This is a genomic window from Microcoleus sp. B6-A1, assembly GCF_036705085.1.
Taxonomy (GTDB): domain Bacteria; phylum Cyanobacteriota; class Cyanobacteriia; order Cyanobacteriales; family Microcoleaceae; genus Microcoleus.
In genome coordinates this window covers 67412-80241 of the sequence record NZ_JAUBTU010000004.1, presented here as the reverse complement: position 1 = coordinate 80241, position 12830 = coordinate 67412, and the positions used below count along the sequence as shown (strand labels likewise).

The following is a 12830-nucleotide window of genomic DNA, read 5'->3' as shown; positions in this document are numbered from 1 at the left end:
GCGCAGAGGGCACAGAGGGAGAGAATAAAGAGGTAGGATTCCTGTTCCTCTGTGCCATGTCTGCGGTTAAAAACTCTTTTCCTAACTCCAAGTAAAATCCTGTTTTAACAAATCCGAAAGTTCCTGATTGTAAGGCTTGAAATAATCTCTCAGTTGTTGTTCGATTGCTGGTGGTATTTGGCTGTATTGCTCGATCGTATTAATCTCATATTCTTTACTTGCGATCGCACTAATCTCCAAGAAATCTAACACCTCGGAAAAAACTTTGTCGGTATGTGCCTCAAAATCTTCGCTTTTGAGAATTAGCAACTGTTCTCTCGGAAAATAATCGAGCCAATTCTTGATTTGTTCAACATAAATTCCTTGCGATAAATAAGAATAATGTTGGTGGTTGAAACTATAATAACTGCGATCGGCTTTGATGTTTTCAATTTCACCTTTTAGGCGATCGGGCTCGGAAGCGATCGCCTTTTCAAAATCCAGCTTTTCGCAGCCGAGCGCCACTTCTAAATGATAGTGCAGCCAAGCTCGTTTTACCGGGTTTCGCAGCATTACAATTAGCTTAACATCCGGGAAGCACTTGTAAACCCGCTCTGCCACTAACGGATGATAAATATAGTAAGCAGTCATCTCCCACAGCAACACCTTTTCACCCGCCACACTGCGAGTCAACTGCTTGCTGTACCAATCAACGCCCCGCTCAAAATTCAAATCAAAAAAGTGAATTTCGCGGGAACCTTCTTTGAGAATTTGCAAGTGATTTGCGAGATAGCCGGAGAGAGGTTCCGTGCCACACTTTTGAGCGCCAATAATTAAAAAATCTGGTTCCTGCTTATTTTTCAACTGATCCGAAATTTTGGCATAGGCGGGATTATCATTATTCAATGCGTGAACTTTCTCGGCTGGTTCTGGTAAATCCGCCACCTGCATTTTGCCATCAAATTCCCAGCGGTAGGGCGGACAAAGAATCGTTTTTTGGCTTACAGTCGATCGCACGTACAGCGGATAAAGGTGCCAATGATAATCATAGGCGTAAGCCAAACTCTTCTCGTAAACCCCAGCATTCACGTAATACTGACCATTGCCTAAATCCAACCTGTCTACGTGCAGGCGGATTGTGCCTTTACCTTCCGCCAGTGGCAGCAATCTGCCCATTTGATTAGTATTAGTCTCAAAACAACTTTGACCGTCTTCCCGGCTGATTGTCACGCCAAAAATAGCAGCCGAAATTGGCTTCGTGGCAGAATAATTAATTTCCACAGTAATAGGATCACCACTGTTTATCTCCTCATCCGGCAACACTTTAACATCCGTAATTTCTACTTCTAAAGAACCGAATCGATTGTCATTAATTCGCAGTTGCGAACCCGTACTCGTCACTTCAGGAGGACGCATGGGAGTGCGTTTTTCGGTTGCTGGGCGCATTTCCGACAAATACTGACCGACTACCACTTCTGGTTCCCCGTAAGCCACGATTTCACCTGATTTCAGCCACAAAGCCCGATCGCACAGTTTATGAATTTGCGCCGCGTTGTGAGAAATCAAAACAATCGCGCATCCTTGATTCTTAAACTCCGTGATTCTGTTCAAACATTTATTTTGAAAAGCCACATCACCAACCGACAAATGTTCATCAACTAACAGCACTTCTGGATCGGTGTGTACCGCCACCGAAAAAGCCAGCCGCATTTGCATCCCGGTACTGTAAGTCCGCAGCGGACTATCAATAAACTGTTGCAATTCCGCAAATTCAACAATATCATCAAACCTGCGGGCCGCTTCCCGACGAGTCAAACCGGCCACCACCGCACCCACAAACACATTTTCTCTGCCCGTTAAATCCCAGTGAAAACCCGCACCCAAATCCAACAAACCACCAATTCTGCCATTAACTTCAATAGTTCCTTCTTGAGCATGGCCGATACCGCCAACAAGTTGCAGCAGCGTCGATTTTCCCGCGCCATTCTTGCCGAGAATTCCCAGCATTTCGCCGGGAGAAACAGTGAAATTGATATCCCGCAGGGCCCAAAAAGTCGCCTGCGGTTTCATCCGCCGAAAACCCGCCAAAGCGGCCTGCATAATCGTATAAGGTCGATCGGCAGAGTAGCGGTTGAAACGTTTCCCCAAACCCTTGACCACAATAGCTTGACGCATTTACAATTCCTCCACAAAAGTATTGCTTTGCCGTCTAAAAATTCCCAGTCCGATCGGCAAAAGAGCAGCCACAACCAAGCTAAGAATTAACAGCGCCAGCCAATCCGGCTGCGTACCTTTGAGCAGTATGGCGCGGTAAGCTCCCAGCAGTGGCACCATAGGATTTAACTGATAAAGAGGCTGAAATTGTTTCGGTACGCTGTTGAGGTCGTAGAAAATCGGAGTCAGGTAAAACAGCATCTGCAAAACTACGCCCAAAGTGTGCTGAGTATCGCGAAAAGTGACATTCAAAGCGGCGAGGGGGTAGGCCAAACTGACAGTCAAAATAAACTGAATAGCCATCAGCAGCGGCAACACAAACAGCACTGCACTCGGCGGAACTCCATCAAGTGCCAGAAAGATAATTAACACCGGCAAAGCTAACAGAAAGTGAATTAGCCCCGTCATAGTCGTGACTACCGGCAAAATTGCCGTGGGAAAATTAGGCTGTCTGATTAGCGCTTTATTGTTGGTAATTAATCCCGTTGCTTGAAATAATGCGGTTTGAGACCAACTCCAGATTAACAAACCGCTGAAAGCAAAGGAAGAAAATTTCGGAACGTTAATCGGTATAACAGAACGAAATACAAATGAAAATACAGCTAACTGCAACAGCGGATTGATTAAAGTCCAAGCAATCCCCAAAGTCGATCGCTTGTAAAGTAATTTTATATCGCGATCAACCAACACCCGCAGCAAATCGAAGAAATGAGCGATTTTGCGCCTGTAACCCACCCTTGGAACACTTCTCATCGCACACCTCCGGCGACTTGCTCAGGTTCCGACTGTAGCTGCTCTTCCGGCTCAATCTCAGCTAACTGCTGCGCCTGCAACTGCGCTTTTCTGTAAGCAAAAGGACTGTCGAGAGCTCCCAGCAACTCGCTGACTACCAACTTGCGCGGCAGCAAACCCGGAACCCCCAAGCGGCGCACCAGCCACCAACCAAGCCACTGAAACATAGCAAATTTCCAAATTTCCCAGCGCGGCACAGTGCGGTTGCGATCGCACGTCAGTAAAAAAGCCCCAAAGCTGCGCCCGTTGTCCTGTAACTGCCGGCTCAAAGCCTCGGCGCTGCGTCTGTGGCGATGCCACACAAAAGCTCTCGGCTCATAAAAAGTCGAGTATCCCTTCGCCAGAATCCGATGAAACATCTCAATATCCCCAGCACCGCAAGTCGCAGTACCCACATCGAGAGCAACGTCAAAATTGCCCACAGCCTCGAAAACTTGCCGCCGGAAAGCCATATTCGCCCCCACCCCGTATTTGCTCGCCCACAGCAACTCCCGCGTCGAGAGCTTGCTACCATCAAATTTAAAACTGTCGAGGTATTGCAGCATTCCCCCGTAGCGGAGTTCAAATTGAATTTGAGCCTCTGTTTCTAGTTCCGCCGGCGCGACTAAACCGCTAACTGCCATAATTTCTGGGTCAGCAAACGCCGCAGCAATACCCCGCAGCCAACGGCGATCGGGCCGCACGTCGTCGTCAGTAAAAGCAATAATCTCATGCCGCGCTTCCGCGATCCCGCGATTGCGCGCCCAGTCCAATCCGGGCCGTTCTTCCTTGACGTAGCGTACCGGTAATCGCGCGACTAATTCAGCGGTGCTGCTGGTTGCAGGAGCGTTGTCTATAACGATAATTTCGCGGTGCGGATAGTCGAGGGCGAGCAGAGCTTCCAGAGCGCCTTTGAGCAAATCTGTGCGATCGCGCGTGCAGATGACAACGCTAATTGACGGCAGGTAGCGATCCGCCACTGCTTGAGAAACAGCGCCGAACTGCTCTCCTAAAGTCGATCGCACCAACTCTTTTCCTAACTGATCCACAATTGTTTGTCGCACTCGCTCAGCGGAAATTGTTTGTTCCCAGGGATTGTTACTAACAGAAGCCCAGCCCAGAAGCCGTCCCCGGTAGCGAACTAAAATGCGAACTCCTTCGTATTGTTCGAGTTGCCTAATCGGATTAATCTGTTCGGTAAACTCAATCTCCATCACTTTTATTGCCATAACTTGCTCCTGAAAATTTTGCAGCGGGCACTAGATAGAAAACTTTTGACTTGGGACTTTTAACTTTGGGGTCGCAACTTTCCAATTTCCCAACTTTTGAGGTTTGAGTTTTTGGCTTCACTTCCCCGAATTCAGTAGATATGAACGAAAAAAAAATCTTCTAGAGGCTAGTTTAGCTAAGCATAACCAGATATAAGCGAGAAGATGAAGGCACTCACCTGGCCGAATCATGTAATCTTTATTTGTACCTATTTACTTAGCTCTTAATTGCTAACTCGTAACTTTCAAAAGCAACTAAAGGTTTTTCTTCAAGCGTTTCAGCAGTGCGGGGCATACCGTTAACCGCGATCGCCCCAGCCAGCGGTTGAGCAAAGTGAAGCGCCAGAATCGATCGCAAGTGAGCGCCTCGCAGCGGTTCCGCGCCTGCTTGCGGAAAAATATGGCCGACTGCTAGTTGGTCGTAATACAGGTAAACCCCAGCAGGTCGTTCCGCATCCAGCAGACTTTCTGCCACTTCCCAACCTTGCTGCAAATCAATGTTAATTTCATATCCGCCCAAATCAGCACGGGCCGGGCCTCCTTGCATAAAACTAGAAATAGCAGAGCGACTTTTTAGCTCATCAATCACACCCCGCAAATACCAATAACCGCGCAATTTTGCCCGCAACCACCGCCAAGTTCCCCGCATCCCCAAGCTTTCCAGCAAATCCAGAGATTTCCTGACTCCTACAGCCAGCCAATCCAGAACCGCCGGCCAGAAAAACGCGATCGCCACCACAATCTTGTCTACCAAAAAAGCAGGAGTTTCGTAGTCTTTTATTTGCAGCGTCGGTCTGAGTTCGGGGTGTCGGCGGCCGATTAAAACATCAGATCGCCCTTCCTGACGACATCGGCCAAAAGAGCGATCGAGATTATTAGTTTCGTGTTCGTAATGATAGCCCACAGCATCCTCCGCTACAGCAAAAGGTACACCAGCTTTCAGCAAACGCATCCCAAACTCGTAATCTTCTCCGCCGCAGTTCCCAAAAGCCGAATCAAACCCATCGACACGAGCAAACAGTTCTGCATCCAAAGAAAGGTTGCCGCTGAGCAAATCTAGATAAGTAAATCGGTGATCGGGTTGGCTCATCTGATAAAACTTCTCTTCCCACCACGAGCGCACTTCCACGTCAAAAAACGTAGTTCCTCCGTGCAACTTAGGCGGATAGGGGCCCATGACAGCCGCTCCCGGACGCAAAGAGTGAACCCGCGCATGGCTTTCCACCAAAGGTGGCAGCGCTTCGATATCGTCGTCGAGAAACAGCAGCAATTTCCCGGTAGCCGAAGCCGCTCCCGTATTGCGGGCGATGGCAGCACTCCGGCAATTTACCTCGATCACCTGCAGTTTAAACTGAGGTTTGTAGTCTTGTAGCATTGCCAAAGTATCGTCAATGCAGCTATCTGCCACTACAATAATTTCCATCAGGTCGATCGGATAAGTCTGCGAGTGCAAAGCATCAAGAGCGCGCCGCAGCGAAGAACTTCGATTGTGGCTAGGAATAATTATGCTAACTGTTAGATTTTCCATATTTACATTACAACAATTAACTTCATCTGCATTTCATCTCCCTTCTTCTGCCGTTAAAAATAATCTAAAAATCCCTATTCATTGCTCCCCTTAATTTTTTGTAACAACTTCCGAGAAGCAAAATAAGCCCTCGGCCCGCTAATGCAGCCCCTGAATTGAGCCCACAGCAAATCCCTCGGAACCGCATCCGGTTGCTTTCGCAAAGAAGCAATAAATTCAGGAATTTGCTTATACCGCAGCCATCCCCAAGCTAATAGAGGCACACTGAATTCTCTGTTGATTACAAACAGCCGCGTCCAGAAAGCATAGACTCCGATTCCGTAGCCTCGGAGCGTTTTTTGCAATTCTTCCCAAGTGCGGCGATGGCGGTGCCAGCTCAATGCTCTCGGCTCGTAGACAATGCAGTAGCCCGCGCGCAAAATGCGGGCAAAGAGTTCACAGTCTTCGCCACCCACCGTGGGTGTTCCCGCCCCCAAAGCTTCGTCAAACAGGCCAATGTAGTCGATCGAACTTTTCCGCAAAGCCATACTCGCCGAAACTCCCACAAGATGCACAATCAGAGGATTGCACTGCGCCCCATCAAAAACTCGGCGCTCAAATCCCCGCCCGTGGGGGCTGTACCACTCAAACCATTCTTGCGCTTCGGTTTCCAGTTCCAAGGGCATCACCAGCCCCGTGACGCACATAACTCGCGGATCGCTAAAATTCCACAAGAGCGATCGCAGCCAGTTCGGATCGGGGGCAGCATCGTCATCTGTAAACGCTACGAATTCGTGTTTAGCTTCGCGTAAAGCTCGGTTACGGGCAGCGCTGGAGCCTGGTACGTCTTCGCGCACATAGCGGACTTGTGGGTAATTTTTGATTAGTTCCTTGGTAGCGTCCGTGCTGGGACAATTGTCAATTACTAAGTATTCCTGACCCTCGTCTGGGAGCTGCATCAGCGCGTCAAGAGTGCGCCGCAAATCTTCCGGGCGATCGCGCGTGCAAACTGCTACTGTGGCGATCGGCATTGCCTGCACAGGCCCGCGTTCGTCCCATGCGAGGGTATCGTAGAGCCAATTTTTCCACAAGTTGTCCCCCGCAGCTTTCATCAGTGTTTCCCGCAATTGGGAGCCGTCGGCGCGACCTCCGACGAGCGACAATAGAGCTTGGCCGATCGGTTTTCCGTGCAGTCGAATTAAAACCAAGGCTTTGCTGTAACGCTCCTCAACCGTAATTTCTGGCGGGAGTTTGGAGATTTCCAGCTCAAGAATAGCTGTTGCCATTTTAGATTTTAGATTTTAGATTTTAGATTGCGAAAAAATCCTAGATACTCCGTATATTACCGGATGTATTTTAGCAGAAATTGTTTTAGGGGATAGCAACTTCTCAATGCCATACTTGCCGAGATTCGCGATCGCGAATCAAACATAAAGCCTCATTTTGTTATGGCTATTATTTATTTTTACTTTCGATGACCCGCTGATGTCAAGTTTTTTTCCTACATAATATTTTTTAGCGAAAACCTTCGCACCTCGATGCCCGTGTCAATTGCAGGCGTTATTGGCCGTCTGCGCCATCCCCAGTCTCCCCATTAATACCAAATCTAAAAACCCGATTTTTTGATAAAACCCGGTTTGTGCGATCGCCCCTCATTTCAGCTTTAATTGCGATCGGGTACTATTCTCTAAAACATACCAAACAATTAAACACTCTCGCCCTTAAAACTTTCGCAATTAGTAATTATTCTATAACAATCCCAAGCCCTTTGTTAGAATATAGATGCAGCCCCTTAAACACTATTTTTTTAAAACTAAAATAAATAATAGGTAAAATTGTGCCTAAACAAATACCTTTTACGTCTTCTGTTGCTCATTTGAGCTAAGGATACATCCTATACAACACACTTTCTTAGTTCTACCCTCGACCCACATTAGCTATATTTTTACCTACTTATTTAATCGAAATAAATGAGTTGATATAGTCCCATTCATAGCACGTTAATTGAAGCAATATTATTCACTTATAATGTTTAATAAAGGCTATAAATACCGAGATTCAGCAGGCTAAACAAGTCAGTTCATCCTTCATTCGTTAATAAACTAAGCTCTAGAAACTACTGGTATCTCTAGGTTAAAATTGGCAGAACGACGACGCTCAGCCAGTTATCTAGAATCTGTGCAAAGCGCAGCAGTCATTTGCTGACGGCAGTCAAAAAACTGGAATCTAGCACAACTCCAACGATACTCTTCGAGAACTACGATGTGATGTTTGACGTGAACAAACCTGACGGTCAACTGGGTACAGTTAGACCGCAGGCTTCTTTTTCCTTTTTCGCAAAGGCTTTTTTGAGTGACGAAGTTCCCCCGCCACTTTCGTAATTTAGTCCAATCTTTTTGATAAGTTTGGCTGAATTTTCATCTCGATCTAAAGATTCTCCGCATTGACAGGAATGCCATCGCTCCGACAGTTCTTTAGGTACTTTATTGAGGCAATTCCAGCAGTGTTGAGAAGTCCCCTTGGGGTCAACAAATAAAACGCTTTTGCCCAATTTCCCAGCAACATATTTGAGGACAGTAGCAAATTGACCGTGAGCCGCATCAAGCATTGATTTATTCAAACCACTTTTAGCTGATTGACCGTTTGGCAAATAAACCCAATTGCCATTCTCAATATCAGTCTTAGGCAGGGCGCGTCTAGTCAGATTCCTAATGCTCAAATCTTCAATTATTAAAACATCACATTCACCAAATAGTTCGTGTGCTGTTTTGAACTGAAAATCACGTCTCGCCCTGGCTACAAATTGATGAAGCCTAGAAATCTTACTCTTGATGCTCTGCCAAGGTTTAGAACCCTTAACCCTATTAACTAGCTTCGCTTGAACTCTTGCTAATTTCTCAGCATATTTCCTTAAGAACCTAGGGTTTTCGATTCTATCGCCCGTGGAAAGATAGACATAATTGGTGATTCCCAAGTCAATACCGAGACTGTTTTCTTCGGTCGGTTGAATTTCTGCAACCGTTACGGGAACCGTTTTATGTTCTAGCGTTAGGGAAATATACCACCCATCTGCTTCTTTGATAACCGTTCCGGTCTTAACCTTGAAACCTGTCGGTATTGGACGATGAAAAACCATCGGGACTTGACCTATTTTTTTGAGGTCAATACAAATCCTATTTTGCTCATCCTTGATAATATCGAGATTATCTAATTGAGGGTAAGTAAAAGATTTGTAGTAAGGGAAATCTTTGAATCTTGGTTTACCTCTACGATTACCGTTTTTATCTGGTGTTGTAAAATTTGAAAAGGAAGTTTCCACTCGGTTAACCACATCCTGCAAAACCTGAGAATCTAGGCTTTTATAATCAGGCAATAGCTTCTTGGTATTTTTTAAGTCAGCTAACTGTATGGTTTGCCATTGCACATAACCGCCTTCAACGTTTGAGAAAATATCACCCTTTTTCGTTAAAGGATTACCCAATTCATCTTTTTTTCTGCCATCTCTAGTTTGTACCCTGATCAAAGGGATATTTTGATAGATTTCCTCAATAGGAACTATGGATGCAGTCAGAGGGCAAGCGTTAATAGGCGTTCTCGTTGACTCCCACCATCTAAATCTTTCACTTAGTCGGTAGTTGTATTGCCTACGGCAAAGCTCTAGGTGTGTTGTAATGGTTGTTAGTTGAGCTTTTGTGGGTTTAAGGCGGTATTTGTAAGTTAGCTGCCTCAGAAACTTCCTTTTTCGACCTTTTCATAGTATAGTTGGCGTCTCTCACAATTGCAATACTGATAACAAGAAATAATCAAAATTCGTAAACAATATAAGTCTGTTGCAAGTTGTTAATCTGGAAACAGATTTCCTGCGAGAGTTAAAAATTTTTTCAACAATTATGAGGTATATTAGCAGTCATGTGTTCCCGGTGTATAATTGTCGGTCTTCGTCCGCGACGACCGACGCTTCTGGACATCACGCTCGGTAATTTATTCGGGGTACTCCGTGCAAGCACTCCGATACATCCCCTCTAAATATACGCCCGGGACTTCCCGGCTGTTAGTTAAAACCCAGCTATTACACTCTGTTTAAGCCACCACGGCTTAGCTGACAAACAACTCAAAAACCCCCACCCCAAAAAATACCCAAATGATAAAAAACCGAAGATTACCGACTGGTTGGAGACTCATAGACCTGAGATTATTTGTGGCAAGTTAGTGGGATTTGTACAGAATAAATATCCTCCATTGTCGGGGGATTGATCTGGCTATGTTTGGGGTAAAACAAAAAAACACATCGTTTTGTCCCCTAGTCAAGGAGCGGAGTAAACAAACCTATTATGGGGCAGTCAGCCGATTTTAGATTTGAGTTTTGAGACTTCGGCGAGACGTTGGGTGAGCCGTCGAGTCGCCCTCAGTCGAACGATTTGAGATTTACTCTACAGATGAATCTGGAGCTTGAACAAGAGTCTAAAACTTTGGGCTGCGGGCGATTCCTGTCGGAAACTTATATCCGTTTTTGGGCGGGGTCAAAAAGCCATTTAAACTCTCTCCTCGATAGCCACAAGGTTTGCTTAGAAGAATGTATCAAACTTTTACAAAGAAAGCGATCACACTCATAAAGTCTCTCTCTGCCCTGACAAAAGGAGTTAGCTAGCACGATGCTGGTTCTCCGTTTTTCTGATTGGACTATACACCGCCCTCACCCCTAAAAATGAAGAATTGTAAAGTTTTATCAAGATCTTTGGCCATCTGAATTAAAATCTTCTCATAAAAAAGACTAGCTTTTAGCAGGCGCAAATTGTGAAAAAAGGTTTAAAACTCAGAATATGAGATCGAGTTCACTACTCTTACATGGTGCAATAAAATGTAACTTTTGATGCCAGAACCAGTAGCATGAACTTTGTCGAAGGCCGAATGCCCGTCCGGCCAATGCCTTCGGAAAATCGCTTTCTTGGCGCTGCATCAAATCTTAAGTGCAATTACTTTCCTTGCACGAGAGCCGGAGCCTTGGAGCAAACATTTAACTCCAGGGCTTACGCACCACAACTTTAGATAAACCGGGTTTTTTTACCGGGAGCGAGGGCGGCAACAAAGTGTTTTCGTTCATCAAACCCGGTTTCTGCGTCCGAGACTGAACTCGATCGAATGAATGCAGTCGCAACCAATGTTTAAATGTGGCGATACTGCAAGTTGCGTGCAAAGCAGGGAGCTAACCGCAGTGATGGATCTCGATTGTTTACCTTACGGCGCAGGCCACGCACAGGAAGGGGTCTGTCTGCTAGTCCGAATGGGGCCGCACCGCATTTTACTCGACTGCGGTATAGAGGATATTGCACCGCTGTCAGCGACACTAAATCGATCGCTGCCAGCCGATTTTGTGGTGTGTACCCACGCCCACTCCGATCATGCCAGAGGTTTGCTAGCACTCCATCAATCTTTCCCCCACTTGCCAATTTACGCCAGCGAAGTGACAGCGCGACTGCTACCGCTCAACTGGCCAGAACTGGCTCAACAGCCAGAGTCCCGGTTCTGTCAGGGACTGCCCTGGCAGTCGCCGCTCGAAGTGCGCCCTGGACTGAGCGTGCAGTTGTTCCCGTCGGGTCATTTGCCCGGAGCGGCGACTGTGCTGCTGACTTATGCCGCCCCGCACCGCACCTACACAGTGGTTTACACCGGCGACTTTTTCCTGTCCAATTCTCGTTTGGTGGAAGGTTTGCCCCTGGGAGAACTCAGGGGCATGAAGCCGGATGTGTTAATTTTGGAAGGCAGTTACGGCACGGCGCGCCACCCTCACCGCCGACAGCTAGAAAATCAGTTAGCCGATCGCATCCACCGCGCCATCGCCGACGGGTACTCCGTACTGCTGCCCGCGCCGGCCCTTGGTTTGGGTCAAGAACTGCTGATGCTGCTCCGCAGCCACCACTACTTCACTGGCCGCGACTTGGATATTTGGGTAGACGGCACTGTCGCCGACGGGTGCGACGCTTATCTGGAACTGTTACCCCAATTTCCCACCGCCGTCCAAAATTTTGCTCTGCACCAACCTTTGTTTTGGGACGAAAGGGTGAAACCCCGCGTCCGCCGGCTCTCTGCCGAACAACGCCCCGGATTGGGAGCCACGCCCTGTATTGTAATTACAGACAAGTTAGCTGATTTGGGTTTGTATGTTGCCGATGGCACAAATCCTTGGATTTTGCTCGCCCCTCAAAAACCCGGATATCCCGTCAGCGACTGGCTAGGCAACAGGCCCCAATTTGGAGTCACAAGTGTCGAAACTTATCTGCTAGCCGAACACTGCGACGGGCCGGGGACTACCCAACTCATCCACAATTTGCGCCCCCAGCACGTAATTTTACTCCACGGTTCCCCTGCATATTTGGCTGACTTGGCTAACTTGGACGAGCTGCGAAACCGCTACCAGTTGCACACTCCGGCGGCAGGAACACTTGTCGAATTGCCGATCGGGGAAATGTTTTTGCAGCCCGCTATCCCAGAAACTAACTATGAGGGAGAACTCAGCGAATTGGGGACAGAGGTAGCAATTAGCTTGCCGAGTCCGATTACAGCCGATCCTCGGTGGGCCAATTTTGCCGATACCGGTTTGGTAGAAGCGCGCTGGCAAGGCGAAGAACTGGTACTGCGGGGCATCTCCCAGCGGGAACTCCTTTTTCAAGGCAGCGCCGTTCAGGCAAACCTCGAATGCTGCGGCAATTGCCAGCACTACCGCAGTCAGCGCTGTTGGAACCAGTCCAGTGCTTTGTTTGGCTTTAAAGTAACCCCCGACGGTTTCTGTCCGGTGTTTAAAGCGATACCGGAGTCGGAACTTTTCCTAGAAGATGGCGAAACAGACGGCGAATAAGCTGTCTGGCACCTCTAAACCAGCCTGCAGGCAAAGAAAACAAAAGAACAGTCCTCGACGCACCCCGACAAAAAACCCGGTTTAAGCAGGGGTAAACTGTCGCGTATTGAATTTTTAAACTACTGTGTACTTACGCTCTTGTGAGGTGGGCAGGAGATTCCGCCATCAAGCTTAAATTTAAAGGCAAAATAGCTTATGTGGTCACAACCCAGAATATGTTTGGCCTAAACCGGGTTTT

At 47.3% G+C, this 12830-nt stretch carries 7 protein-coding genes; 1 reads left to right on the top strand and 6 read right to left on the bottom strand.

Annotated elements, in window-relative coordinates; translation table 11 throughout:
* Nucleotides 1-81: 81 nt before the first annotated feature.
* The 6 genes from QUB11_RS02370 to QUB11_RS02345 form a co-directional block, all read right to left on the bottom strand.
* On the bottom strand, nucleotides 82-2154 hold the full coding sequence (locus tag QUB11_RS02370) for a Wzt carbohydrate-binding domain-containing protein (RefSeq protein ID WP_333389606.1): 2073 nt from the start codon (nucleotides 2152-2154) through the stop codon (nucleotides 82-84).
* Nucleotides 2155-2946, bottom strand: coding sequence for an ABC transporter permease (locus QUB11_RS02365; RefSeq protein WP_333389604.1), 792 nt, complete (start codon nucleotides 2944-2946; stop codon nucleotides 2155-2157).
* Entirely contained in the window at nucleotides 2943-4193 is a 1251-nt protein-coding gene (locus tag QUB11_RS02360) for a glycosyltransferase (protein ID WP_333389602.1), read from the bottom strand. Before QUB11_RS02360 ends, QUB11_RS02365 begins: the two co-directional genes overlap by 4 nt.
* A gap of 256 nt (nucleotides 4194-4449) precedes the next feature.
* On the bottom strand, nucleotides 4450-5760 hold the full coding sequence (locus tag QUB11_RS02355; protein WP_333389600.1) for a glycosyltransferase family 2 protein: 1311 nt from the start codon (nucleotides 5758-5760) through the stop codon (nucleotides 4450-4452).
* Nucleotides 5761-5834: 74 nt separating this feature from the next.
* Nucleotides 5835-7025, bottom strand: a complete 1191-nt coding sequence (locus tag QUB11_RS02350) for a glycosyltransferase (RefSeq protein ID WP_333389598.1) — start codon at nucleotides 7023-7025, stop codon at nucleotides 5835-5837.
* Between the two features lie 1007 nt (nucleotides 7026-8032).
* Nucleotides 8033-9469, bottom strand: a complete 1437-nt coding sequence (locus tag QUB11_RS02345) for a transposase (RefSeq protein WP_333389631.1) — start codon at nucleotides 9467-9469, stop codon at nucleotides 8033-8035.
* 1485 nt (nucleotides 9470-10954) lie between these two features.
* Between QUB11_RS02345 and QUB11_RS02340 the strand changes: the two genes are divergently transcribed.
* Nucleotides 10955-12592, top strand: a complete 1638-nt coding sequence (locus tag QUB11_RS02340; RefSeq protein ID WP_333389629.1) for an MBL fold metallo-hydrolase — start codon at nucleotides 10955-10957, stop codon at nucleotides 12590-12592.
* Nucleotides 12593-12830: the final 238 nt, after the last annotated feature.